Origin of the sequence: Pseudomonas sp. HY7a-MNA-CIBAN-0227, from assembly GCF_040310325.1 — a bacterium.
In the GTDB taxonomy this organism is placed as follows: domain Bacteria; phylum Pseudomonadota; class Gammaproteobacteria; order Pseudomonadales; family Pseudomonadaceae; genus Aquipseudomonas.
This window is the reverse complement of record NZ_JBEOPT010000019.1, coordinates 13,732-37,027: the sequence shown is the minus strand read 5'-3', so window position 1 is coordinate 37,027 and position 23,296 is coordinate 13,732. Positions and strand designations below refer to the sequence as shown.

The window sequence follows — 23,296 nt, the reverse complement described above, 5'->3', positions numbered from 1 at the left end:
CTACTTGCTCCGTCCAATCAGTTGCAGGAACTCCATGCGGGTGGTGTTCGACTCGCGGAAGGCGCCGAGCATCACCGAGGTGTTCATGGTTGAATTCTGTTTTTCCACGCCGCGCATCATCATGCACATGTGCTGGGCTTCGATCACCACCGCCACGCCAGCGGCCTGGGTAACGTCCTGGATAGCGTCGGCGATTTCCCGTGTGAGGTTTTCCTGAATCTGCAGGCGTCGGGCGAACATGTCCACGAGGCGCGCAATCTTCGACAGCCCCAGCACCTTGCCCGTCGGAATATAGGCCACATGGGCCTTGCCGATAAAGGGCAGCAGGTGATGCTCGCACAGGGAATACAACTCGATATTGGCGACGATCACCATTTCGTCACTGTCGGAAGCGAACAACGCGCCGTTGACGATCTCATCAATGCTCTGGGTGTAGCCATGACACAGGTACTGCATGGCCTTGGCCGCGCGTTTTGGCGTGTCGAGCAAGCCTTCGCGTTCCGGGTCTTCACCCAGGCCCTTGAGAATCTCACGGTAGTGCTGAGGCAGGGATAAAGTCATACAGCATCCTCGCAAACGGCTTATTTGATGTGTCGCCCGCCGTTGACGGTCAGGGTCGTTCCGGTGATATAAGGGTTATCCAGCAGGTAACGCACGCTCTGGTAAATCACTTCGGGACCGGGCTCGATGCCCAGTACCGACTTGCCTAGGACCTTGGCGCGGTAGGCCGCGTCGTCGTCTTCGTTGAACATCACCATTGCCGGCGCGATGCCGTTGACCTTGATCTGCGGCGCGTATTTGGCGGCAAAGGATAAGGTCAGGCTGTCGAGCCCGGCCTTGGTGGCGCAATAGGCGATGTGCTGGCGGCTGCCCTTGCGGGTCACGTCGTCGCTGATGTGCAGGATATCGGCCGGTATGGAACGTTGCAGCAAGTGCGCACAATGAAGGTTGATCAGGTACGGCGCAAGCATGTGCACGCTGAACATGTCAGCAAAGGCCCGGCTTTCATCGCCCGGCGTTTCCGCTTCCCAGGCCGAGGCATTATGAATGATCGCGCGCAGGCTGCTGGTATGAGCGTTCAGTTCATCGATGAAGGCAAGGATGCCGGCCTCGCAGGAGAAGTCGGCAAACAAGGCAATCGCGCCGCGATCGCGCAGAGTCTGTACGCCGGGACGTTCGCTGCGATAGCTGAAAATCACCGGCTGCCCCTCGTCCAGCAGGCGTAAAGCGCAATGCAGGCCGACACGCTGGCCGGCACCGGTGATCAGGATCGGGGCGGGAGATGAGGTCATGGGAGGCTCGGGTCGCTGGGAGGCTAAAACTATACCAGCGACCGGCCAGTTGCGGACTAGCTCAAACCGCTGCTTCAGTGGGTTTTACCCGCAATGGCGCAGGATGTAACCAACTGGCCAGCAGATGAGTCGACAGCGGAATAAAGAGGTAGACCATCAACGGCGTCAGCGCCAGGGTGCTGACCAGTACGCGACTCAACAGCCCCAGTTCGGCGAGCAACGGCTCAAGCCCGAAATTGAACAGTAGCGACACCGGGAAAAATGCCAGCCAGATGGCAACTGCCTGCTTCCAGCGCGGGGGGCGTTGGCCGATCGCGCCAAACCAGCCGTCCATGCCACGGACTCGATGTTCCGACGGGTCGGCGAACAACTCGCTGCCACGGCCGAGCCAGGCGCTGCGCGAGGCGGAGAACTCCCAGGCATGCAGGGTCTGCTCATTGGCAAAACGGAAGATGATCTGGAATTCGTCGTCATCGGGAGGCGGTGCAAGCACGCCGGAGCCCAGATAACCGGGGAAGTCAGTGGCCAATTGCTCGCCTTCGCGCAACCAGGCCATCAAGTCTTGATAGCGACCTTTGGCCACGCGGCGCGCGACCATCAAGGTAACGGGTAGGGTAGACATTGTGTATCTCCGTATGTATGGGCGCACGGTACCGGGTAGGTGGCGCACCAGACGCAGCTGCGGGGTAGAGCGGCTGCGCTAAAATTCTGGTTTTAAAAACCTAGCAAGGATTATTCCTGAATTGACGAAATACACCAGCGGCATTGGTCGGTTGGGCCAGGACCTTGAAACCGACAGGTGTAAGGCGTTAAATGGGATCCAACTTTTTTCCTGGTGTTTGTGTTCACTGATGCCTGTAATCACTGCTCTTCAACTTGAAACTGCGCATGGCGGCACATCCAATGGGGATGAGCTGTTCCCGATTCGCGAAGTAGCGAGATTGACAGGAATCAACCCGGTCACGCTGCGGGCGTGGGAGCGACGCTACGGCCTGATTCAGCCGGTGCGCACCGAAAGCGGGCATCGGTTGTATTCCCGGGACGATATTGAGACCGTCCATCGTATTCTCGATTGGATTGAGCGCGGCGTCGCGGTCAGTAAGGTGGGCAAGATTCTCGCTCGCGGCGATGGGCCAGATCTGTCACCGCGCAACGTCCGGGAAGACGCCGAATATCACGAGTGGACTCAGTGGCAACTGCAACTGCAGCAGGCCATCGGCGCTTTTGATGATCGGCAGTTGGACCGCCTGTACGGGCAGATTTTTGCCGCTTACCCCACGCCAGTGGTGTTTCAGGACATCCTGATGCCGCTCTGGCACCAGCTGTTGCGCCATCAGGGCCGTTTTGGCCAGGCCAGCGAGTGGCTATTTTTCGACAGTTTCTTGCGTGCCCGGACCTGGCAGCGCCTGCAGCTGGCATGTGCCTCCCAAGCGCCGCGGATATTGCTGGCAGTCATTGCTGGTGAATGCCGTGAGCTGGAGTTGCTCGTAGCCGGTGTATTGATGGGCGGTGACGAGTTGGCGGTTCGCGTACTAAGCATGGGCCAGCCATTTGATGAGTTGACGCTGATCTGTGAAAAGACCCGGCCGCAAGCCTTGGTGGTGTTTTCCAACCATTCGCCGACCAGCGAGTTGCCGCGACGTTTGAGTCGGCTGGCATTGACCCTCAATTGCCCGTTGCTGTTGGCTGGCGATGCCTCGGACCTGGCTGAGCACTACTTGGCCGGTTCTTCCATCGGCTGCCTGGGCAATGAAGGGCGTTTGATGCAGCGGCGCTTGCAGCAGTTTCTCGGCGGTACCCTGGATACCTGAGATCAGGCGTGAACTTCAGGGTGAGCGAGGCGGTGTTGCTGCAGGATGAACTGGCGCAGGCGTTCGGTTTCGTCCGTGTCCCCCTGGCTTAAGCGGTAGGCGAACAAGCCCTGGGCGTTTTCTCGCTCAAAGGTGCCACGCAGGGCAATACGCTCGTAGCCCGAAGGGCTGAACCACAAAGAAAAGATTTTCGGCGGTTTGCTCCGGCCTCGGGCTTCCACCAGCACCCCTTTGAACGACACCTCATGAACAAGTAGCACGCCGGGCTGGCCCTTGATGTTCTCCAGGGCCACCGGCTCCTCAAGCAGCAACCGCCACGGCCGAATCATCGGCCCGTCTTCGAAAATGCTCGGCACGCCCAAGCGCAGGTGGACGGCATTAAACTCGTCTTCCACCAGTTGCAGCGGAAAGGTCATTTGCTGGTTATCGAATTGTGCCTGGATGGTGACGTGTTCATGGGCCGCCAGGCGGGTGAGCAGATCACGAATCTGCGCACCGCCATTGACCATCAGGCTCGACGACGCGTCCCGCACATTCAGTTGCGGGTTATGGTGCATGGTCTGGATAAAATCCAGCTCGTCCTGCGTCAACAGCGCGTCGCGTTGCATTGATCTGGCTCAAGGTAATGCGTGAAAAAATCGATTATCGCTCTAATGACCGCATTTTCTAAATTTTGTTAGATCCGCTCGTCGCTTTGAGTGCGAAAAGTTCGGCTGTAACGGCGGCCAGTTGGCTTTCCAGTTGCGCGACACGCTGCTGAGCCTTGACTTGAGCCGTGATGTCTTTTTGCACACCGACGAAGTAAGTCTGTTTATCGGCTTGGTTGTAAACCGTTGATAACGACAGCTCATTCCAGAAATGCGTGCCGTCCTTGCGGTAATTACGCAGGATTGCCCGGCAGGCGCCTTCGGTGTCCAGCGCTTCGCGAATGGCTATCAGTGAGGGCTGGTCACGATCGCCCGATTGCAGGAAGCGGCAGTCCTGGTAGAGGATTTCTTCGCGGGTGTAGCCGGTCAAGCGTTCGAAGGCGGGGTTTACATAAATCAATGGTTTGTCTTTGCCTTCCTTTTCGGCGATGACGATGCCGTCGTTGGAGGCGTTGATGACCATTTGCATCAATTGGGCGTTAATCATTGAGCGGTCCATGGCTTGTTTTTGGAGTGTGCAGTTTAAGACACGCCAACGGCCTGTCTACTTGCCATCATTGAATAGTAGGCGGCATTCACTGAAACGTTCGCGCCAGCTGTTAATATCCCAGGCTTTTACTCAGCTACAGGATCAGTTTGATGAAAGTCGCCATCCTTTCCGGCTCGGTGTACGGCACGGCTGAAGAAGTCGCCCGCCACGCTGCAACACTCCTTAATGCAGCCGGTTTCGACGCCTGGCACAACCCTCGGGCGACCCTGGCGGACATCCAGGGCTTTGCCCCCGAGGCTTTTTTGGCCGTTACCTCCACCACCGGCATGGGCGAGTTGCCGGACAACTTGCAGCCGTTGTATTCGACCATCCGCGACCAATTGCCGGCAGCCTGGCGTGGTTTGCCTGGCGCGGTGATCGGCCTGGGCGACTCCAGCTACGGCGATACCTTTTGCGGCGGTGGCGAGCAAATGCGCGAGTTGTTTGGCGAGTTGGGCGTGCGCGAAGTGCTGCCGATGTTGCGTTTGGACGCCAGCGAAAGTGTGACCCCGGAAACTGACGCCGAACCGTGGCTGGCCGAGCTGGTTACTGCACTGCGCGGCTGATCGGGTACTCGCGCAGCAATGCCAGCCAGGCCTGGGCAGCTTTCGACAGATAAGCGCCCTCACGCCAGATAAAGGCGATGTCCCAGCGCAGGTACTCCGGGGCCTTGAGCGTCAGGCGTACCACGCCGGGGCGCACCAGGCCCCGGGCCACCACGCTGGGCAGCAACACCACGCCCTGGCCGGCGGCCACCAGCGCCGCGAGAAAATCCGCCTGGCCGCTGCGTCCGCTTTCCTTCGGTGTAAAGCCCACCTGCTGACAGGCTTGCAGCAATCGGTCGTTCAAGACAAAGCTGCGCTGGTACATCAGGAACGGCGTGTCCGCCAATTCCTCCAGGCGGATCTGCGCGTTATCCGCCAGGGGATGGTCCATCGGCAACAAAGCATCCAGCGGCTCATCGCAGAACGCTTGCCAGGCAAAGGCCGGGTTGGTGGGCATCAAGCTGCCGCCTACTTCCAGTTCGCCATTGAGGATCGCCTGCTCAATGTTGCGGCTGCCGCCTTCAAGCAACTGGATGGTCACATTGGGATAGCGCCGTCGGTATTCGGCAAACAGGCGGGCGAACAGAATGTCACCGCCCAGTTGCGGCAAGCCCATGCGCAATTCGCCGCGGGTCATCTGATTCAAATCGTCCAGTTCACTGAGCAACTCGTTTTGCAGGCGCAACATCGCTTCGGCCCGTTGCAACACCACTTGGCCGGCGGCGGTCAGGCGTACCTGCGAGCCTATGCGATCGAGCAGCGGCGTGCCGAGGCTCTGTTCCAACTGCGCCACCTGCTTGCTGACGGCAGATTGGCTGATGTGCAGGGTTTTTCCCGCCTGGGTAAAACCACCTCGATGAACCACTTCGACAAAGCTGCGCAGCTGTTTGAATTCCATTGCCATGATTCCAGTTTGGAATAGTTTGCAGTCTAACAATTCGCTTTGGGGATGTCAGGCGACTCTTTAAAATGAGTGCTTGCGAGGACTCAAAGCTCATGAAAAGTTTCACCTTCAAACACCTTGGCCGGTTGCTGGTTGAACTGGTGGTACTGCTGGCGATTTACCTGCTGGGCTGTCAACTGGCGGTGTGGCTGGCGTGGCCAATTCCCGGCGGCGTGATCGGCCTGGGCCTGTTGTTACTGGTATTCGCCAGCGGCCTGATCAAGCCGGCGGCCCTGCAATTGGGCGCTGGCGTGTTGATTGCGGAAATGCTGCTGTTCTTTATTCCGGCCCTGATGAGCCTGCTCGACTACGGTGGCCTGCTGCGCCATGACGGTTGGCGGATCATGCTGGTGATCGGCTTCAGTACCCTGATGGTCATGCTGGTAACGGCCTTCACCGTAGAGGTGGTATGCCGCTGGAAACTGCGCCATGAAGCTTGAGCTGATGCCGATGTTCTGGTTGGCCCTGACGTTGGCCGCCTATGTGTTCAGCCGCTGGATCTACCGGCGCACCGGGCGCTACTTGTTGTCGCCGCTGATTCTGGTGCCGGCGCTGTTGCTGGCGGTGGCTGTGCCGCTGAACACCGCTTATGCCGAATACTCCACCGACACCCACTGGCTGATGTTGGTGCTGGGCCCGGTCACCGTGGCCTTTGCCATTCCGATCTGGCAACAACGCCAGTTGCTGATGCGCCATTGGCCGGCGTTGTTGCTGGGGATGCTGGCGGGCAGTGTGGCTTCCATCGGCACCTCGTTCGGGCTGGCCAAGGCGTTGGCATTGGACAGTTCGGTAACCCTGTCGCTGGTGCCGCGCTCGATCACCACGCCGTTTGCCATGCCCATGGCCCATGACCTGGGCGGCGTGCCAGAACTGACGGCGGTATTCGTGATGTTCACCGGCGTATTTGGTGCCATGCTCGGCGGGGTGCTGCTCAAGTGGCTGCCGTTGCGCAGTGCCCTGGCTCGGGGCGCCTTGTTTGGTGTCGGGGCGCATGGGGCGGGCGTCAGTCGTGCCCATGAAGTGGGCAGTGAGGAAGGTTCGGTGGCGGGCCTGGTCATGGTCTTGACGGGTTTGCTCAACCTGTTCGCCGCACCTTTATTGGTGTCGCTTCTCTGACACGCATTGAACAAAATCGAACTATCCTGATGGCTGACTCGCTCGGTCATCAAGCTGGCTGCCAATGCAACTACCGCAACCGTGACCTCTGACTAGACTGGCCTTTCACCCGAAAGCCCTTCGCCTAGAAAACAATAAGAAAACCACACCATCGAGGTCATTGCCGTGAGCCTAGCCCCCGTTCAATCGACACAGAGTGTAAAAGATCAGGTCAGCGCCGCCGAATGGCAGACCCGTATCGACCTGGCAGCCTGTTATCGCCTGGTGGCCATGCATGGCTGGGATGACCTGATTTTCACCCATATCTCGGCCAAAGTGCCGGGCACCGAAGACTTCCTCATCAACCCGTTCGGGCTGATGTTTCACGAGATCACCGCATCGAGCCTGGTCAAGGTCGATCAGGCCGGCAACAAGCGGATGGACAGCCCCTACGAGATCAATCCGGCGGGCTACACCATTCACAGTGCGGTACACCAAGTGCGGCATGACGTGGTCTGCGTGCTGCATACCCACACCGCTGCCGGTGTTGCCGTGTCCGCCCAAAAGCAAGGCGTGCTGCCCATCAGCCAACAGTCGTTGTTCGTACTGTCCAGCCTGGCCTATCACGCTTATGAAGGCGTGGCGCTGAACCACGAGGAAAAGGCTCGCTTGCAGGCCGACCTCGCAGAGAACAACTTCCTGATGCTGCACAACCATGGCCTGCTGACCTGCGGCGGTACCATCGCTGATACGTTCCTGATGATGTTCACCTTCCAGCGTGCCTGCGACATCCAGGTGCTGGCGCAGAACGGAGGCGCCGAGTTGATCGCCATCGAGCCGCAGGTTCTTGCCGGCGCCAAGGCGATGATCGCCGGGGTCACCAAGAGTGCCCAAGGCATGGGTGGCACGCTGGCCTGGCCGGCGCTGCTGCGCAAACTGGACAAACAAGACCCTGGATACAAACTCTGATGCCACTGGCCGAGATTCCTCTGAGTGCCTGGCGCAAGCGTGGGCAGAGCTTTGTCTTTCGCGGCCAGACCATTCGTTACTGGGTGGCCGGGCAGGGCGAGCCGTTGCTACTGATCCATGGCTTCCCCACGGCCAGTTGGGATTGGCACTACCTCTGGCAGCCCCTGGCCCAGCGCAATCTGGTGATCGCCTGCGACATGCTGGGCTTCGGCGATTCGGCCAAGCCCCTGGACCACACCTATTGCCTGTTGGAACAGGCTGATTTGCAGCAGGCGCTGCTGGAACATCTTCGGGTGCCGCAGCCTGTCCACGTAATGGCCCATGACTACGGCGATAGCGTCGCCCAGGAGCTGCTTGCCCGGCATTACGAGGGGCGCTTGCAGATGGCCAGTTGTGTGTTTCTTAACGGAGGGTTGTTCCCTGAGACCCATCGCCCGGCCTTGGTGCAGAAACTGCTGCTCAGCCCCTTGGGCTGGATGATCGGTCGTGCCTTTGGCCGCAACGCCCTGGCCAATAGTTTCATGCAGATATTCGGCTCTGACACCCGTCCCAGCGAAAGTGCCCTGGACGATTTCTGGAGTCTGATCGAAAGCCACTACGGCCCGCGCATCCTGCACAAACTGATCGCCTACATCCCCCAGCGACGCCAGCAGCGCGAACGCTGGGTGGCGGCCATGCAGCGTGGCGAGGTGCCGTTGCGGGTCATTGATGGTGAAGTGGACCCTATTTCCGGCGCCCACATGGTCGAACGCTATCGTGAGCTGGTGCCGCAGGCCGATGCAGTGTTGCTGGCCAACATCGGTCACTACCCGCAGATCGAAGCACCAGTTCAGGTGCTCAAGCATTACCTGTCGTTTCGCGAGCGTATTGCGCAAGCGCCGCCTCGGGTGGCCTATTCCTGACAATCATCCCCCAGCCTTATTGCGCACCATTCAGCCTTAGCCGTATTTATTGTGACCAGAAGCCCGGTGCCTGACACTCCACCCATCGTCCACTATTGCCGCTGGAGTTCTGTATGAGTGAGCCTGTGCATTTGCAAGATAAGGTTGTGATCGTCACTGGTGCCGGCGGCGGGTTGGGCCGGGCCCATGCGCTGTTATTCGCCAAGCACGGGGCCAAGGTTCTGGTCAACGATCTGGGCGGCTCGGCCCAGGGCGAAGGCGCCAATGCTTCGGCGGCAGACCGTGTGGTGGCCGAGATTCGCGAGGCTGGCGGGATTGCCGAAGCCAACCACGACTCGGTCACCGATGGCGACAAGATCGTGCAGAACGCTCTCGACGTTTTTGGTCGTGTCGATGTGGTGGTGAACAACGCCGGGATCTTGCGAGACAAGACCTTCCATAAAATGGACGACAGCGACTGGGACCTGGTTTACCGGGTGCATGTCGAAGGTGCCTACAAAGTCACCCGCGCTGCTTGGCCCCATATGCGCGAGCAAGGTTATGGTCGGGTGATCTTCACCGCGTCGACCTCCGGGATCTACGGCAACTTTGGCCAATCCAACTACGGCATGGCCAAGCTCGGCTTGTACGGCCTGACCCGCACCCTGGCCCTGGAAGGGCGCAAGAACAACATCCTGGTCAATGCCATCGCGCCGACCGGCGGCACGCGCATGACCGAAGGCTTGATCCCGCCGCAAGTCTTCGAGCGTCTCAAGCCGGAGCTGGTCAGCCCGTTGGTGGTGTACCTGGGCAGCGAGGCCTGTCAGGAAACCTCCGGGCTGTTTGAGGTGGGGGGCGGCTGGATTGGCAAAACCCGTTGGGAGCGCAGCCTGGGCATGGGATTCGATCCCGAGGCTGGTTTTTCCCCGGACGATGTGGCGGCCCATTGGCAGCAAATTTGCGACTTCGAAGGCGCGGCCCATCCCAGGGACACTATAGAGGCGTTGAAGGAGATGATGGCGAACCTGCAGAAGTACGCCCTGTGATCGTTACATGAAAAACATTTAATCCAGCGGGGCGCCTACAGTGCCCCGTTTTATTTCATGCATAAAAAAGGCCGCTGCAAAGGCAGCGGCCGAAGTAAGACGTTGGATCAAGGAGCAACAAATCAACGTCAGTAAACACGGGTAACAGACTGAAAGTAGAGGTCAATCTGTTGGATTCTGGCTTTTCTCCCCATTTGGGAAGCGGGTTGTTTACCCTGAAAGTCCAGCAAGAATAGTCCCTTGTAACAGAATGAAAAACACTGATTCAGGACAAGGACTGTTACCAATTCAGTAACAGTCGTCTTAATACTCATCCATCCTCTTGATAGCGCTTCATCCATCCCGTCCATATCCCCGCTAAGACCCAACCCAGAGCGCCAATTAATCCTTTCGAGCGACAACGCGAATACCTCCTTGGTGCGCTTATCGCTCCTGATGTTGGGCAGTAGGGTGGGGCCTTCTGTTACACCACCGGGGAAGACGCATGACAAGAACAACAATGCGCGCCATCTTCAGGCCACAGGCGCTGGCTGCTGCGGTTGCTTTGGGATGCTGCGCGCAGGCGCAGGCTGTTTCGTTCAACATCGGGGAGATCGAAGGGCAATTCGACTCCTCACTCTCGGTAGGCGCCAGTTGGGGCATGCGCGATGCCGACAGCAAACTGATCGGTATTCCCAATGGCGGCAGTGGCCAGGCGTCGACCGGGGATGACGGTCGGCAGAACTTCAAGAAGGGCGAAACCTTCTCCAAGATCTTCAAGGGCCTGCACGACCTGGAGCTCAAGTACGGCGACACCGGCGTGTTTGTGCGTGGCAAGTACTGGTACGACTTCGAGCTCAAGGACGAAGACCGCGAGTTCAAACAGATCAGCGACCACAATCGCAAGGAAGGCGCCAAATCCAGCGGTGCGCAGATCCTCGATGCCTTCGTCTACCACAACTATTCCCTGGGCGATCTGCCAGGCACCGTGCGCGCCGGCAAGCAGGTGGTCAGTTGGGGTGAAAGTACCTTCATCGGCAACTCCATCAACAGCATCAACCCTATCGACGTATCGGCCTTCCGCCGGCCTGGCGCCGAGATCAAGGAAGGGCTGATTCCGGTGAACATGTTGTTCGCCTCCCAGGGCCTGACCAACCAACTGACGGTGGAAGGTTTCTACCAGTTGGAGTGGGACCAGACGGTGCTGGATAACTGCGGCACCTTCTTTGGTGGTGACGTGGCGGCCGACGGCTGCACCAACAACTACACCGTCGGTAGCCCGGCGATCCGGCCGCTGCAACCGGTGGCCGCGGCGTTCGGCCAGGGCTTTGATGTGACCAATGAGGGTGTGGTTGTCCATCGTGCCGGCGACCGTGATGCGCGGGACTCCGGGCAGTTCGGCGCAGCTCTGCGCTGGTTGGGGGACGACACTGAGTACGGCCTGTACTTCATGAACTACCACAGCCGTACGCCAACCGTTGGCACCCTTACTGCCAACACCAACCTGGCGACGATCAATCGCATCCGCGACACCGCCAACGCCATCGCCCCTGGCACCGGCTTCGGCCTGGCCCAAAGCACCATGCTCGGGCGTGGCCAGTATTATCTTGATTACCCGGAAGACATCCGCCTGTACGGCGCGAGTTTCGCCACCACCTTGCCCACCGGTACGGCCTGGACCGGGGAAATCAGCTACCGCCCCAATGCACCGGTGCAACTCAACACCACGGACCTGACCCTGGCCCTGGTCAATCCGATTGTCGGTGGCGCCGCGTCACCGATCCAGAGCTCATTTGGCTCGGACAATACCGGCTACCGGCGCAAGGAAGTCACCCAGTTCCAGACCTCCATGACCCAGTTCTTCGACCAGATCCTGGGCGCTGAACGCCTGACTTTGGTCGGCGAAGCGGCCATCGTGCGGGTCGGCGGGCTGGAGTCGAAAACCAAACTGCGTTATGGCCGCGATTCGGTGTATGGCCAATATGGTTTTGGCGGCGATACCGACGGTTTTGTCACCTCCACCTCCTGGGGTTATCGCGCCCGGGCAATCCTTGAGTACAACAACGTGATCGCCGGGATCAACTTCAAGCCCAACTTGTCCTGGTCCCACGACGTCAAGGGTTACGGCCCCAACGGCCTGTTCAACGAGGGCTCCAAGGCTATCAGCGTCGGTGTCGATGCGGACTACCGCAACACCTACACCGCGAACCTGAGCTACACCGATTTTTTTGGCGGTGACTACAACACCCTGACTGACCGCGACTTCCTCGCGCTGAGCTTCGGCGTGAACTTCTGATTCGCAATAAGAAGGACAACAACCATGCGTAAGACGATTTTGCAGTGCGGCGTGTTGGCGCTGAGCCTGTTGGCGGCCAACGTGATGGCGGCAGTGTCGCCGGAAGAAGCGGCCAAGTTGGGCGCCACCCTGACCCCGGTGGGTGCCGAGAAGGCTGGTAACGCCGATGGATCGATTCCGGCCTGGACCGGCGGTATCCCGAAAAACGCCGGCGCGGTGGACAGCAAAGGCTTCCTGGCGGACCCGTTCGCCAGTGAAAAACCCCTGTTCGTGATTACCGCGGCCACCGTCGACAAGTACAAGGACAAGTTGTCCGAGGGACAGGTAGCGATGTTCAAACGCTACCCGCAAACCTACAAAATTCCGGTCTACCCGACCCACCGTACGGTCAACCTGCCAGCGGACATCTACGAGTCGATCAAGCGCAGCGCGCTGAACGTCAAGTCGATCAACGACGGCAATGGCCTGGAGAACTTCACCGGCAATCGCTACTACGCCTTCCCGATTCCCAAGACCGGCGTTGAGGTGCTGTGGAACCACATCACCCGTTACCACGGCGGCAACCTCAAACGCATCATCACCCAGGCCACGCCGCAGACTAACGGCAGCTACACGGCGATCCGCTTCGAAGAAGAAGTGGCGGTGCCGCAGTTGATCCCGGACATGGACCCGGTCAAGGGCGCCAACGTGTTGAGTTTCTTCAAGCAGTCGGTCACGGCACCCGCGCGCCTGGCGGGCAACGTGCTGCTGGTGCATGAAACCCTCGACCAGGTGAAGGAGCCGCGTCTGGCCTGGATCTACAACGCCGGCCAGCGTCGGGTGCGTCGTGCGCCGCAAGTGTCCTACGACGGGCCGGGTACTGCTTCCGATGGCCTGCGCACCACCGACAACTTCGATATGTTCTCCGGCGCGCCAGACCGCTATGACTGGAAGCTGGTGGGCAAGAAGGAGGTGTACATCCCCTACAACAGCTACAAGCTCGACTCGCCGTCCCTCAAGTACGACGACATCATCCAGGCCGGGCACATCAACCAGGACCTGACCCGCTACGAGCTGCACCGGGTCTGGGAAGTGGTTGGCACCGTCAAGCCGAGCGAGCGGCACATCTATGCCAAGCGCCACATGTACATCGACGAAGACAGCTGGCAGGTCGCGCTGGTGGATCACTATGACGGTCGTGGCCAACTGTGGCGCGTTGCCGAAGGCCATGCGCAGTTCTACTACGACCACCAGGTGCCGGCCTACACCGTCGAGACCCTGTACGACATCATCGCCGGCCGCTACATCGCCCTGGGGATGAAAAATGAGGAGAAAAGCAGCTTCGTGTTCGGCTTTGCGGCCAAGGCGGCGGACTACACCCCGGCGGCGTTGCGCGCCTCAGGTGTTCGCTAATATTTAGTTGAAATGCAATCGAAATGTGGGAGCCGGGCTTGTCGGGTCCCACCTTTAGACGTCGTGCCGGGACTTCTTTGAATCCCGGTTTTTTTATGCCCGGCAATCAGCCCGCTGAATACTCCTTCAACAACCGCCGACCACAGGACTAGGGTAGGGGCACGCCGCCTAATAATAAAAAACAGGGATGCCGTAATGACTGCCATGACCCGGTGCCTGGATCGTCCTGGATTCATGCCACGCTTGTCTGCCCATCACCTGTTGCGCCCACGCCTGGCCGGGCCTTTGCTTACGGCAGCGGCGCGGGTGAAATTGCTCTGTGCACCGGCCGGCAGTGGCAAGAGCGCGCTGCTCGCCGAATGCGCGCTACAGGCGCCTTCGAGCTGCCAAGTGTATTGGCTGCCTCTCAATGGAGTGGTCCTCGACACCCTCGACTTTTGCCAGCGCCTGGCGCAAAGCCTTGGCTTGGCCTTTACCGATGAAGCCACGCTGCTGCTGGATCTGGGCCGCTGGCAAACCTCGGCGTGGCTGTTTCTCGATGACTTTTGCCGGGTGCCGTCGCCTGAGTTGGATGCCTTGCTCGACCGCGCTCTGGCGGCCAGCAGCCCGGCCCTGACCTGGTGGCTGGGCGCACGGCGGCGGCCGTCCTGCAACTGGCCGCGACTGCTGCTTGATGATGACCTGTGGGAGTGCGGGGGTGAGGAACTGGCCTTCAATCACGAGGACGTCCAGCAACTGATCAGCCATCACTCCCATGCCGGGCAGACTGCCGACAAGGTGCTGCAATTCAGCGCCGGCTGGTGCGCCGGAGTGCGTATCGCCCTGCTTGAGGGTGATGGTCACGCGGACAGAGGCGCTTGGCATGGCCGTTCGCAAACCTTGCTCGACTACCTGCAACACGAGTTGTTCAGCACCTTGCCCGCGGAACTGGCCGAAGCCTGGCGCGTGCTGGCACACCTGCCACGGTTCAATCCGGGGTTGTGTGAACACCTGTTCGGTTTTGGTGAGGGTGCAGAATATTTGCGCGATTTGCAGACCCTCGGCGCCTTTATCGAGCCGTGGGAGGATTCGCCGGACTGGCTGCAGGTCTTCCCGCCCCTGGCGCAACTGTTGCGGGACGAAGCCTGGCCGGCCAAACGCTCCTGGCACCGACGGGCCTGTCAGTGGTTTACCCTCGCAGAGGACTGGCAAGCGGCGTTCGAACAGGCGCTGTTGGCCGAGGAGTACGAAGTCGCCGTCAGCCTGTTGCAGCATTTCAGTTTTGAAGACCTGTTCCGCCAGCAAAACGCGGTGCTGCTGTTGCGCCTGCATGAGCAGCATGGCGATGAACTGATGCTGGGATCTGCGCAGTTGGTGGGGCTGGTGACGGCAGCGTTGCTGTTTGCTGGACGCTTTGATCAGGCTGCGTTATGCATTGATCAATTGGCCCGCTTCACCCCGCAACCCACGGCGCCGTTGCAGCGTCATCTGCTGGCTCGCTGGCAGGCGCAGTGGGGCTGGCTGTTGCATTTGGGCGGAGAGGCCGTACGCGCCCGCGAGCATTTTCTTGAGGCCCTGCAAGATTTGCCGGACAGCGCCTGGACGTCGCGGCTGATGTGCCTGTCGGGCCTGACTCAACAAGCCTTGCTGCGGGGTGAGCTGGACGTGGCCCAGACACTGAACCGTGAGGCGCTGTGCCTGGCGCGAGCTCATGGTTCGCTGTTGCTGGAGGCTTTGCTGGAGCTGGATCATGCGCAGTTGCTGGAGCAGCGCGGCGCGCCGTATCGGGCTCAGAGCCTGCTGGAGAATGTCCAGGCGATGCTGGTCCGGCAGCGGCTCAAGGCCGGGCCATTGGTGGGGCGAATCGCCCTGCGGCGAGGGCATCTCGCCTTGCGCCAAGGTCAAGATACCGTGGCCGCCGAGTGCTTTGAGTCGGGCCTGGGCATGTGCCTGCACAGCCAGGACAAACGTGTGCTGTATGGGTTTCTCGGGCTCGCCTTGTTGGCGGCCAACAAGGGCGATTACGACCAAGCCTTTATTCAGCTGCGGGACGCCGAGCGCCTGATGCAAACACGGCAGGTGCCCGACACGGTGTACCGGGCGGTTCTGTTGTTGCTCAGCGGGCATTTCTGGTTGCAACAGGGGCGCGCCGAACTGACCCTGGAGGCCGTCAGCCGCGTGCTGCGTCACTATCGCGGGCCGAAGGCGAAACAGGCACCGCCGGCCACCCTGGAGCTGATCCCTCGCCTGGAATATTTGCAGGTGCTTGCCGAAGTGAAATTGCGCCGCGCCGACGAACCGCTGGCCCGGCTCAACGCCTTACTGGACACCGCCCGGCAACGGGGCATGCTCTGCCTGGAAGCGGAATTGCACCTGGTATTGGGGGAAGTGGCCTGGCAAGTGGGTGATCGGCCGTTGGCCGTGCGCTCACTGCAAGCGGGGCTGGAACTGGCAGGGCGTTGCCGGGTGCAACAGGCGATTCGCGAGTTGCGGTTGCGTCAGCCGGGGTTGTTGAGTGAATTGGGGCTCGAACCCCAGGAAATGTTGACGGCCGCTGGCGAAAATCCCCTTAGCCATCGTGAGCTGGAAGTGCTGCAGCTGATCGCATTGGGCAGCTCCAACCTGGAAATTGCTGATCAATTGTTCATTTCGCTGCACACGGTGAAAACCCATGCGCGGCGGATTCACAGCAAGCTTGGCGTGGAGCGCCGCACGCAAGCGGTGGCGAAGGCCAAGACACTGGGGTTGATGGCTTAAGGCTGATACCCCATCCGCCAACTCACCGCCTGGGTTGCTGCCAGCAAGCGCTTGGCTGCTGGCCCGTCCTCATCGGCGTGAAACAGCGAAGTCGGCCCTACGACTGTCAACACTGCCGCCACTTGCCCGACGGCGTTAAACACCGGTGCCGATAGCGCATCGACCCCCGGCATCAGCAAGCCGTGGACAAAGTGCAGGCCGCGCTGGCGAATCTGTTCACAGGCCGTGGCGTATGCCTGATCGTCCGCTAATGTATGGGCGATCCCGGCCTCTATCTCCCGCTGGCGCAAGTCCACGGTTTCCCGCGACGGCAGAAAGGCGCTGAACACCAATCCTGTGGAGGAACTGAGCAGCGGCAGCACCGAACCCAATTGCGTCACCACCGTCACGGCGCGCACCGCCGGCTCGATATGCACCACGGTTGCGCCCTGGTTGCCCCACACCGCGAGAAAGCAGGTTTCGTTCAATTCGTCCCGCAGTTCCGCCAGGGGCAGGGCGGCGACTTTCAGTACATCCATGCTACCCAGGGCGGCCAACCCGACGCGCAAGGCTTCGCGGCCCAGGCCGTAATGGTTGGTGGCGGTGTTCTGTTCGGCAAAGCCCGAGGCAATCAGCGCCTGTAAGTAGCGGTGGACCTTGCTCGCCGGCATCTGCACATGTTCGGCCAGGCGCGACAGCGAGGTGGCCGGCGACAGTTCGGCCAGGGCCTTGAGGATGTCGGTGCCGACCTCGGCCGAGCGGACTTTCTGTTTACCGGTGTCGCGGGTAGCGCGCGGCTTTTCCATGGAGGGCATGAATCCGAAAGACGAATGGGCGTCTTTATAGCTTGACGGTCAATACCAATCAAATTACGTTATGCGTAATTGGATTACGATAAAAATAACTTCAGCGTAGAGGAAGATCCATGACCCTCGATTATCAATCGGGCTTTGGCAATGAATTTGCCAGCGAAGCCCTGCCAGGCGCATTGCCCGTCGGCCAGAACTCCCCGCAAAAAGCGCCCTACGGGCTGTACACCGAACTATTCTCCGGCACCGCCTTCACCATGGTCCGCAGCGAAGCCCGGCGCACCTGGCTGTACCGCATCCAGCCGTCGGCCAATCACCCGGCGTTCGTCAAGCTGCAGCGGCAATTGGCCGGTGGCCCGCTGGGTGCTGTGACCCCCAATCGGCTGCGCTGGAACCCGCTGGATATTCCGATCGAACCGACCGATTTCATCGACGGCCTGGTGGGCATGGTCGCCAATTCGGCGGCGCAAAAACCGTCCGGCATCAGCATTTACAACTACTGCGCCAATCGCTCGATGGACCGGGTGTTCTTCAACGCTGACGGCGAACTGTTGATCGTTCCCGAGCAAGGCCGCCTGCGCATCGCCACCGAACTGGGTGTGCTGGATGTCGAACCGCTGGAAATCGTCGTACTGCCTCGTGGCCTGAAATTTCGTGTCGAACTGCTGGACGCCCAGGCCCGCGGCTACGTCGCCGAAAACCATGGCGCCCCGCTGCGCCTGCCGGACCTTGGCCCAATTGGCAGTAACGGCCTGGCCAATCCACGGGACTTCCTCACCCCCGTGGCCCATTACGAAGACCTCAAGCAGCCCACGACGCTGACGCAAAAATTTCTCGGTGAGCTGTGGGGCTGCGAGCTGGATCATTCGCCACTAAACGTAGTGGCCTGGCACGGCAACAACGTGCCGTACAAATATGACCTGCGCCGCTTCAACACCATCGGTACCGTGAGTTTCGATCACCCGGACCCGTCGATCTTCACCGTATTGACCTCGCCCACCAGCGTCCACGGCCTGGCTAATCTCGACTTCGTGATCTTCCCACCGCGCTGGATGGTGGCGGAAAACACCTTCCGGCCGCCATGGTTCCACCGCAACCTGATGAACGAATACATGGGCCTGATCCAGGGTGCCTACGATGCCAAGGCCGAAGGCTTCCTGCCGGGTGGCGCGTCCCTGCACAGTTGCATGAGCGCCCACGGGCCGGATGGTGAGACCTGTACCAAGGCCATCGCCGTGGACCTGGGGCCCAACAAGATCGATAACACCATGGCGTTCATGTTCGAGACCAGCCAGGTGCTGCGTCCCACTCAGTTCGCACTGGAATGCACGCAGCTGCAAAACAATTACGACGCTTGCTGGGCCTCGCTGCCGGCAACCTTCAACCCGAACCGGAGATAACCCATGACTCAGTCCACCATCATTCGCAGTTGGGTGACCTCCGCCAACGGTCACCGCGATTTCCCTTTGCAAAACCTACCGCTGGGTGTGTTCAGCCTTAATGGTTCGGCGCCGCGCAGTGGCGTGGCCATTGGTGAGCATATTTTCGACCTGCACGCCGCGCTGGATTTCTTTGAAGGCCAAGCCCGCAGCGCTGTAGAAGCTACCGCTGGCGGTCAATTGAACGCCTTCTTCAACCTGGGCCGTGGCCCCCGTGTTGCCCTGCGCGAGCGCCTTTTGGAACTGCTCAGCGAAGGCAGCACCCTGCAGGGCAAACTGGAAGCTCTTGGGGCGAAAGTGCTGCCCCTGTCCGCCGATTGCCAGATGCACCTGCCGGCGAAGATCAATGACTACACCGACTTCTACGTCGGCATAGAACACGCACAAAACGTCGGCAAACTGTTCCGTCCCGACAACCCATTGCTGCCCAACTACAAGTATGTGCCGATTGGTTATCACGGCCGTGCGTCGACCATTCGCCCGTCGGGCACGGATGTTCGCCGCCCAAAAGGCCAGACCCTGCCCGCCGGCCAGACCGAGCCAACCTTCGGCCCTTGCGCCCGGTTGGACTACGAACTGGAACTGGGTATCTGGATCGGTCAGGGCAATGCCATGGGCGACTCGATTGCCATTGGCGATGCGGCTGAGCACATTGCCGGTTTCTGCCTGCTCAACGACTGGTCGGCGCGGGATATCCAGGCCTGGGAATACCAGCCGCTGGGGCCGTTCCTGTCGAAGAGCTTTATCACCAGCGTCTCGCCGTGGGTGGTGACGGCCGAAGCACTGGAGCCGTTCCGCAAGGCTCAACCGGCGCGTCCCGAGGGCGATCCGCAGCCGCTGCCATACCTGTCGGACAAGCGTGACCAAGCGGCCGGTGCCTTTGATATCGAGCTGGAAGTGCTGCTGACCACCCAAACGATGCGCGAGCAAAACCTGCCGGCCCATCGCCTGACCCTGAGCAACACCCGGCATATGTACTGGACCGTGGCGCAGATGGTTGCGCACCACAGTGTCAACGGCTGTCAGTTGCAGGCCGGTGACCTGTTTGGTTCGGGCACCTTGTCCGGGCCTGAGGCTGGGCAGTTCGGCAGCCTGCTGGAAATCACCGAAGGCGGGAAAAAGTCGATTGAATTGGCGTCCGGTGAAGTCCGTAAATTCCTTGAGGATGGCGATGAAATCATCCTGCGGGCCCGCTGCACCCGTGATGGTTTTGCCTCCATCGGCTTTGGCGAATGCCGGGGCACTGTGGTCGCGGCGCGCTGAGAGGGCAGGGCGATGGAACTCTATACCTACTACCGTTCCACTTCGTCGTATCGGGTGCGTATCGCGTTGGCGCTCAAGGGCCTGGATTTTCAGGCGGTACCGGTCAATCTGCTGGTGCCCAAGGGCGGCGCCAATCGTCAGCCGCAGTACCTGAGGATCAACCCGCAAGGTCGCGTGCCGGCCTTGCGTACCGAGGATGGCGAACTGTTGATTCAGTCGCCAGCGATCATCGAATACCTGGAGGAGCGTTATCCACAGGCGCCATTGCTCTCCCGCGACCTGGCGACCCGTGCCCACGAGCGGGCGGTGGCCTCGATCATTGGTTGCGATATCCACCCGTTGCACAACTCCAGCACGCAGAACCTGCTGCGCCAGTGGGGGCATGACGAGGCACAAGTGCTGGAATGGATCGGCCATTGGATCAGCCAAGGGCTTGGGGCTGTGGAGCAGTTGATTGGGGATCAGGGCTATTGCTTTGGCGAGCAGCCGGGGATGGCAGATGCCTTTCTGATTCCGCAGGTGTATGCAGCCGAGCGGTTTAAGGTGTCGTTGGCGGCGTACCCACGGATTCGACGAGTGGCGGCGCTGGCTGCGCAGCATCCGGCGTTTGTTCAGGCACATCCTGCCAACCAACCTGATACCCCGGACACGCCATAGAGCAGTGTGGCTTGCCTGCGATAGCTATACAGATTGCCAGCTTTCGCGCGCTACTCGACATTCGCAAAACCCTGGCTAAATCCTGAGTCGGTCGCCGATCAATTGTAGGCGCTGTCGAGCCTTGGCGAGGCTGCGATGGAAGCGATACGGTTTAGCTTGCAAGCCAAGCCATCAGCCTCTCAGTGCACCACCGAGTTGGGCGGCAAATGCCCCAGCCGCTCAGTCAGTCGCAGCCGTTGGATCGGGTCTTCACTGAGCATTAGCGCATGCTCCAAGTCAAAGCGCTCGGCGTTCGGGCAGTCCAGGCGCTGATACAAGCTGGCCCTGGCCAGGTAATCGGCGGCGCTGGCATTGCCCAGTTCGAGCACTCGCTCAGCGTCCACCAGGGCGGCCAGGTGATTGTCGTTGGACAGGTGCAGCTGGCGCAGGTTACGCGACAGCCGTTGCAGGATCTGCCGAGGTTCGGCGGTGTGCAGGTGGTCGGCTTGCAGCTTGAGGTTCGGCCCATATTGGCGTTGCAGCAGTTCGCGGCAATCGCTGGGGTACAAGCGCCTGCCACCGCAAGGGTCCAGCAGATGATCCGCGCCAGATACTCGCAGCAGGAAGTGCCCCGGAAAGTTCACCCCGACCATGGGAATGTCCAGGCGCCGCGCCAGTTCCAGGGCGATCAACCCAAGGGCCAATGGCTGCCCGCGCAGGCGTTGCAAGACTTTGTCCAATAGGGCGGCAGCGGGGCGCAGTGGGGTGTAGTCATCCTGGGCGAACCCCAGGTCGTTCATTCGCCGCAACAATGGCTGGCCGAGCTCATCGGCTGGCAGCATCGGCATGCTGAGGCTGATCCGCTGCTGCAGCAGCTTGAAGTCGTGCAGGATGGTCAGCGGTTCCACGGCCGGGTCATGCTCGGCAGCAATCCACAGCGCGGCTTCAAACAGCGCGGGCGGTGACCGGTCCAGACAGGCAAAAAAGGCTTGGCGGGGATTCATCACTTTCTCCGACGGATGTCCCGTTTTAGCCTTGCTGTGAAGTTTCGTCCAGTCTCTTGAGAAGCGTCCTATCTGGTTATGTCGTAAAGCCCGTAAAACCGGCGGGCTTATTCCGGCGTACTTCGGCAAGCTTTCACCGGCAGCCTATACTTATCGACTACAAGAAGTGATTCGGGAGCTCGACGATGTTTGCTCTCATGCACGGCACTCGCCTTGAATCGCTGCACCTGAGTGTTGACCCGGTGACCGGGTTGAAGGCGGTCATTGCCATTCATAGCAGCCGCCTGGGGCCCGCCCTGGGTGGTTGTCGCTACCTTGCCTATCCGGACGATGAAAGTGCCGTGGCGGATGCTGCGCGCCTGGCCCAGGGTATGAGCTACAAGGCCGCCCTGGCTGGCTTGCCCGTGGGCGGTGGCAACGCGGTGATCATTCGCCCCGCCCATGTGGAAAGCCGTGCGGCGCTGTTCGAAGCTTTCGGTCGCTGCATTGAACAACTCGACGGCCGCTACATCACCGCCATCGACAGCGGTACCTCCGTGGCCGATATGGATTGCATCGCCCAACAAACTCGCTACGTCACCAGCACCACCGCCGCTGGCGATCCATCACCCCATGCCGCCATGGGCGTATTTGCCGGCATCCGTACCACTGCCATGGCGCGCCTGGGCAGCGATAACCTGGAAGGCTTGCGGGTGGCAATCCAGGGCCTGGGCAATGTGGGTTTCGCCTTGGCCGAGCAACTGCATGCTGCTGGTGCTGAATTGCTGGTCAGCGATATCGACCACGGCAAGGTACAACTGGCCATGGAACAACTGGGCGCCCACCCGATTGCCAACGACGCCTTGCTCAGCACCCCGTGCGACATCCTCGCACCCTGCGGCCTGGGCGCGGTACTCAACCGCCTAAGCGTCGCCCAGTTGCGTTGCGCGGCGGTGGCTGGCTCCGCCAGCGCCCAGTTGACCAACCTGCAAGTGGCCGACCAACTGGAAGGCCGCGGCATCCTCTACGCCCCGGACTATGTGATCAACTCGGGCGGGCTGATCTACGTCGCCCTAAAGCACGGCGGTGCAGAGCTTTCGACCATCACTGCCCACCTGTCGAACATTGGCACCCGCCTGACCGAAGTCTTCGCCCATGCCCAGGCTGAAAAACGCTCGCCCGCGCGGGTGGCGGATGAGTTGGCGGAGCGCTTGTTGTACCGCTGAGCTGTTCGTACAAAAGCCAGGCATTAAAAAGGCCCTGAACCAATGATTCAGGGCCTGTTCAATTCTGGCTTTATTCCGCCGGCGGGTTCAGCAACTCGGACAGCGCGTCCGGTTGGCTCTTGAACGCCTTGGCAAACACATCGCGATTCTTCGCCATGTAGATCCCGGCTTCCTCCACCTGCTGCTCGCTCAGGGACGGCACGGCTTTTTGCAACACTTCTGCCAGCAACTCGGCGAGTTCAAGCATTTTGTCATGACGGTCAGCTTCGGCTTTATCCATGATTTAGTGGATCGAAAGGTGCCTACTTAATTTTAGGAATATATTAAATTGCGGAGTGGCGAACCTGCTGATAGCGCGCTATCGTCAATTAGGGGCGTCATCGCAACGCCTCGGGACCATAGATAGCGACCGCCTGTCGGAGTCCGCTGACGCGCATCTGTACCCACGAACGTTTACTAAGACGTCGGGGTTGTGCGCATGTGTATTAAAAGATCACACCTTCAATATCAATTTCGAGCCGAATCTCTAATTGGTCTACCGGGCGTTGCCTGGTGGGATGTTAAGCCCATGGGCAAGAAATTCTATGTGTCTGTGATCTTCCGCTCGTTATTGTTCGCTATAGGTAAGAAAAATCTATATCGATGTGCATTGTTTGGCTGCATATGGACGGACGCCTGCGAATCTAAATGGGGGCGTGAACTGTGAAAGTTAATATTCGCATATCGAAGGGTCGAAAAAATCTACGGTATAAACTAGTCAAGTTTCAAGCTGAAGGGGTCGGTAGATGCTTATTTGTCAA

The 23,296-nt window shown here is 60.0% G+C and carries 23 protein-coding genes; 14 read left to right on the top strand and 9 right to left on the bottom strand.

The annotated features are described in order from the left end of the window. The 3 genes from folE to AAEZ06_RS23885 all read right to left on the bottom strand — a co-directional run bounded on the left by folE (nt 1) and on the right by AAEZ06_RS23885 (nt 1,914). Nucleotides 1–561: a GTP cyclohydrolase I FolE gene (gene folE / locus AAEZ06_RS23895; RefSeq protein WP_133101988.1), complete on the bottom strand. Its 561-nt coding sequence runs from the start codon at nt 559–561 to the stop codon at nt 1–3. 20 nt (nt 562–581) lie between these two features. Next, nucleotides 582–1,292 (bottom strand): dihydromonapterin reductase, encoded by a 711-nt coding sequence (gene folM, locus AAEZ06_RS23890; protein ID WP_149411715.1) that lies wholly within the window; start codon nt 1,290–1,292, stop codon nt 582–584. Between the two features lie 61 nt (nt 1,293–1,353). Continuing rightward, nucleotides 1,354–1,914, bottom strand: a complete 561-nt coding sequence (locus AAEZ06_RS23885) for a putative antibiotic biosynthesis monooxygenase (protein WP_350616530.1) — start codon at nt 1,912–1,914, stop codon at nt 1,354–1,356. 229 nt (nt 1,915–2,143) lie between these two features. Here AAEZ06_RS23885 and AAEZ06_RS23880 point away from each other — a divergent pair, with 229 nt between their 5' ends. Next, nucleotides 2,144–3,103: a MerR family transcriptional regulator gene (locus AAEZ06_RS23880; protein WP_149411713.1), complete on the top strand. Its 960-nt coding sequence runs from the start codon at nt 2,144–2,146 to the stop codon at nt 3,101–3,103. A 2-nt stretch (nt 3,104–3,105) separates the two neighbouring features. Here AAEZ06_RS23880 and AAEZ06_RS23875 read toward each other — a convergent pair whose 3' ends face one another. Together AAEZ06_RS23875 and AAEZ06_RS23870 are read right to left on the bottom strand one after the other, a co-directional pair. Beyond that, a complete protein-coding gene (locus AAEZ06_RS23875) occupies nt 3,106–3,711 on the bottom strand; it encodes a hypothetical protein (protein ID WP_350616527.1) in 606 nt (201 codons plus the stop codon). Between the two features lie 58 nt (nt 3,712–3,769). Beyond that, a complete protein-coding gene (locus AAEZ06_RS23870) occupies nt 3,770–4,237 on the bottom strand; it encodes a PAS domain-containing protein (RefSeq protein WP_149411711.1) in 468 nt (155 codons plus the stop codon). A gap of 152 nt (nt 4,238–4,389) precedes the next feature. Between AAEZ06_RS23870 and AAEZ06_RS23865 the strand changes: the two genes are divergently transcribed. Beyond that, nucleotides 4,390–4,845 carry a flavodoxin gene (locus AAEZ06_RS23865; RefSeq protein WP_133101994.1) on the top strand — a complete coding sequence of 152 codons (456 nt, stop codon included), beginning with the start codon at nt 4,390–4,392 and terminating at the stop codon, nt 4,843–4,845. Here AAEZ06_RS23865 and AAEZ06_RS23860 read toward each other — a convergent pair. Beyond that, complete coding sequence (locus AAEZ06_RS23860; protein WP_350616525.1) at nt 4,826–5,722, bottom strand: LysR family transcriptional regulator; 897 nt, start codon at nt 5,720–5,722, stop codon at nt 4,826–4,828. The genes AAEZ06_RS23865 and AAEZ06_RS23860 overlap by 20 nt on opposite strands. Before the next feature lie 98 nt (nt 5,723–5,820). Between AAEZ06_RS23860 and AAEZ06_RS23855 the strand changes: the two genes are divergently transcribed. The 8 genes from AAEZ06_RS23855 to AAEZ06_RS23820 all read left to right on the top strand — a co-directional run bounded on the left by AAEZ06_RS23855 (nt 5,821) and on the right by AAEZ06_RS23820 (nt 16,161). Continuing rightward, nucleotides 5,821–6,207: a CidA/LrgA family protein gene (locus AAEZ06_RS23855; protein ID WP_149411709.1), complete on the top strand. Its 387-nt coding sequence runs from the start codon at nt 5,821–5,823 to the stop codon at nt 6,205–6,207. Then, nucleotides 6,197–6,883 carry an LrgB family protein gene (locus AAEZ06_RS23850; protein WP_133101997.1) on the top strand — a complete coding sequence of 229 codons (687 nt, stop codon included), beginning with the start codon at nt 6,197–6,199 and terminating at the stop codon, nt 6,881–6,883. The genes AAEZ06_RS23855 and AAEZ06_RS23850 overlap by 11 nt, the downstream gene beginning before the upstream one ends. A 165-nt stretch (nt 6,884–7,048) precedes the next feature. After that, nucleotides 7,049–7,831 carry a class II aldolase/adducin family protein gene (locus AAEZ06_RS23845; protein ID WP_149411708.1) on the top strand — a complete coding sequence of 261 codons (783 nt, stop codon included), beginning with the start codon at nt 7,049–7,051 and terminating at the stop codon, nt 7,829–7,831. Next, entirely contained in the window at nt 7,831–8,733 is a 903-nt protein-coding gene (locus AAEZ06_RS23840; RefSeq protein ID WP_149411707.1) for an alpha/beta fold hydrolase, read from the top strand. Before AAEZ06_RS23845 ends, AAEZ06_RS23840 begins: the two co-directional genes overlap by 1 nt. Nucleotides 8,734–8,846: 113 nt before the next feature. Continuing rightward, nucleotides 8,847–9,758: an SDR family oxidoreductase gene (locus AAEZ06_RS23835; protein WP_149411706.1), complete on the top strand. Its 912-nt coding sequence runs from the start codon at nt 8,847–8,849 to the stop codon at nt 9,756–9,758. A 484-nt stretch (nt 9,759–10,242) separates the two neighbouring features. Continuing rightward, nucleotides 10,243–12,033 carry a DUF1302 domain-containing protein gene (locus tag AAEZ06_RS23830; RefSeq protein WP_149411705.1) on the top strand — a complete coding sequence of 597 codons (1,791 nt, stop codon included), beginning with the start codon at nt 10,243–10,245 and terminating at the stop codon, nt 12,031–12,033. Between the two features lie 24 nt (nt 12,034–12,057). Beyond that, nucleotides 12,058–13,425 (top strand): DUF1329 domain-containing protein, encoded by a 1,368-nt coding sequence (locus tag AAEZ06_RS23825; RefSeq protein ID WP_350616521.1) that lies wholly within the window; start codon nt 12,058–12,060, stop codon nt 13,423–13,425. Between the two features lie 195 nt (nt 13,426–13,620). Continuing rightward, nucleotides 13,621–16,161, top strand: a complete 2,541-nt coding sequence (locus AAEZ06_RS23820) for a LuxR C-terminal-related transcriptional regulator (RefSeq protein ID WP_149411704.1) — start codon at nt 13,621–13,623, stop codon at nt 16,159–16,161. On the opposite strand, the gene AAEZ06_RS23815 is transcribed toward AAEZ06_RS23820, so the two are convergent. Continuing rightward, entirely contained in the window at nt 16,158–16,946 is a 789-nt protein-coding gene (locus AAEZ06_RS23815) for an IclR family transcriptional regulator (RefSeq protein WP_149411703.1), read from the bottom strand. The genes AAEZ06_RS23820 and AAEZ06_RS23815 overlap by 4 nt on opposite strands. 119 nt (nt 16,947–17,065) lie before the next feature. On the opposite strand from AAEZ06_RS23815, the gene hmgA reads away from it, so the two are divergent. The 3 genes from hmgA to maiA are packed head-to-tail and all read left to right on the top strand — an operon-like array spanning nt 17,066 to nt 20,308. Beyond that, entirely contained in the window at nt 17,066–18,349 is a 1,284-nt protein-coding gene (hmgA, locus tag AAEZ06_RS23810; RefSeq protein WP_350616518.1) for a homogentisate 1,2-dioxygenase, read from the top strand. Nucleotides 18,350–18,352: 3 nt separating this feature from the next. Continuing rightward, nucleotides 18,353–19,651, top strand: coding sequence for a fumarylacetoacetase (fahA, locus tag AAEZ06_RS23805; protein WP_350616516.1), 1,299 nt, complete (start codon nt 18,353–18,355; stop codon nt 19,649–19,651). Nucleotides 19,652–19,663: 12 nt separating this feature from the next. Beyond that, the gene (gene maiA, locus AAEZ06_RS23800; RefSeq protein ID WP_149411700.1) at nt 19,664–20,308 is read left to right on the top strand and encodes a maleylacetoacetate isomerase; all 645 of its coding nucleotides are present in this window, start codon (nt 19,664–19,666) and stop codon (nt 20,306–20,308) included. A 179-nt stretch (nt 20,309–20,487) separates the two neighbouring features. On the opposite strand, the gene AAEZ06_RS23795 is transcribed toward maiA, so the two are convergent. Further along, nucleotides 20,488–21,291 carry a SirB1 family protein gene (locus AAEZ06_RS23795; protein ID WP_149411699.1) on the bottom strand — a complete coding sequence of 268 codons (804 nt, stop codon included), beginning with the start codon at nt 21,289–21,291 and terminating at the stop codon, nt 20,488–20,490. Nucleotides 21,292–21,476: 185 nt separating this feature from the next. Here AAEZ06_RS23795 and AAEZ06_RS23790 point away from each other — a divergent pair, with 185 nt between their 5' ends. After that, the gene (locus tag AAEZ06_RS23790; protein ID WP_149411698.1) at nt 21,477–22,496 is read left to right on the top strand and encodes a Leu/Phe/Val dehydrogenase; all 1,020 of its coding nucleotides are present in this window, start codon (nt 21,477–21,479) and stop codon (nt 22,494–22,496) included. Nucleotides 22,497–22,566: 70 nt separating this feature from the next. On the opposite strand, the gene AAEZ06_RS23785 is transcribed toward AAEZ06_RS23790, so the two are convergent. Then, on the bottom strand, nt 22,567–22,776 hold the full coding sequence (locus tag AAEZ06_RS23785) for a YebG family protein (protein ID WP_017734297.1): 210 nt from the start codon (nt 22,774–22,776) through the stop codon (nt 22,567–22,569). Nucleotides 22,777–23,296 lie beyond the last annotated feature (520 nt).

Coding starts and splice junctions, on each gene's coding strand:
- folE (WP_133101988.1), bottom strand. CDS start 561: ATGACTTTATCCCTGCCTCAGCACTACCGTGAGATTCTCAAGGGCCTG.
- folM (WP_149411715.1), bottom strand. CDS start 1,292: ATGACCTCATCTCCCGCCCCGATCCTGATCACCGGTGCCGGCCAGCGT.
- AAEZ06_RS23885 (WP_350616530.1), bottom strand. CDS start 1,914: ATGTCTACCCTACCCGTTACCTTGATGGTCGCGCGCCGCGTGGCCAAA.
- AAEZ06_RS23880 (WP_149411713.1), top strand. CDS start 2,144: ATGCCTGTAATCACTGCTCTTCAACTTGAAACTGCGCATGGCGGCACA.
- AAEZ06_RS23875 (WP_350616527.1), bottom strand. CDS start 3,711: ATGCAACGCGACGCGCTGTTGACGCAGGACGAGCTGGATTTTATCCAG.
- AAEZ06_RS23870 (WP_149411711.1), bottom strand. CDS start 4,237: ATGATTAACGCCCAATTGATGCAAATGGTCATCAACGCCTCCAACGAC.
- AAEZ06_RS23865 (WP_133101994.1), top strand. CDS start 4,390: ATGAAAGTCGCCATCCTTTCCGGCTCGGTGTACGGCACGGCTGAAGAA.
- AAEZ06_RS23860 (WP_350616525.1), bottom strand. CDS start 5,722: ATGGAATTCAAACAGCTGCGCAGCTTTGTCGAAGTGGTTCATCGAGGT.
- AAEZ06_RS23855 (WP_149411709.1), top strand. CDS start 5,821: ATGAAAAGTTTCACCTTCAAACACCTTGGCCGGTTGCTGGTTGAACTG.
- AAEZ06_RS23850 (WP_133101997.1), top strand. CDS start 6,197: ATGAAGCTTGAGCTGATGCCGATGTTCTGGTTGGCCCTGACGTTGGCC.
- AAEZ06_RS23840 (WP_149411707.1), top strand. CDS start 7,831: ATGCCACTGGCCGAGATTCCTCTGAGTGCCTGGCGCAAGCGTGGGCAG.
- AAEZ06_RS23835 (WP_149411706.1), top strand. CDS start 8,847: ATGAGTGAGCCTGTGCATTTGCAAGATAAGGTTGTGATCGTCACTGGT.
- AAEZ06_RS23830 (WP_149411705.1), top strand. CDS start 10,243: ATGACAAGAACAACAATGCGCGCCATCTTCAGGCCACAGGCGCTGGCT.
- AAEZ06_RS23825 (WP_350616521.1), top strand. CDS start 12,058: ATGCGTAAGACGATTTTGCAGTGCGGCGTGTTGGCGCTGAGCCTGTTG.
- AAEZ06_RS23820 (WP_149411704.1), top strand. CDS start 13,621: ATGACTGCCATGACCCGGTGCCTGGATCGTCCTGGATTCATGCCACGC.
- AAEZ06_RS23815 (WP_149411703.1), bottom strand. CDS start 16,946: ATGGAAAAGCCGCGCGCTACCCGCGACACCGGTAAACAGAAAGTCCGC.
- hmgA (WP_350616518.1), top strand. CDS start 17,066: ATGACCCTCGATTATCAATCGGGCTTTGGCAATGAATTTGCCAGCGAA.
- fahA (WP_350616516.1), top strand. CDS start 18,353: ATGACTCAGTCCACCATCATTCGCAGTTGGGTGACCTCCGCCAACGGT.
- maiA (WP_149411700.1), top strand. CDS start 19,664: ATGGAACTCTATACCTACTACCGTTCCACTTCGTCGTATCGGGTGCGT.
- AAEZ06_RS23795 (WP_149411699.1), bottom strand. CDS start 21,291: ATGAATCCCCGCCAAGCCTTTTTTGCCTGTCTGGACCGGTCACCGCCC.
- AAEZ06_RS23790 (WP_149411698.1), top strand. CDS start 21,477: ATGTTTGCTCTCATGCACGGCACTCGCCTTGAATCGCTGCACCTGAGT.
- AAEZ06_RS23785 (WP_017734297.1), bottom strand. CDS start 22,776: ATGGATAAAGCCGAAGCTGACCGTCATGACAAAATGCTTGAACTCGCC.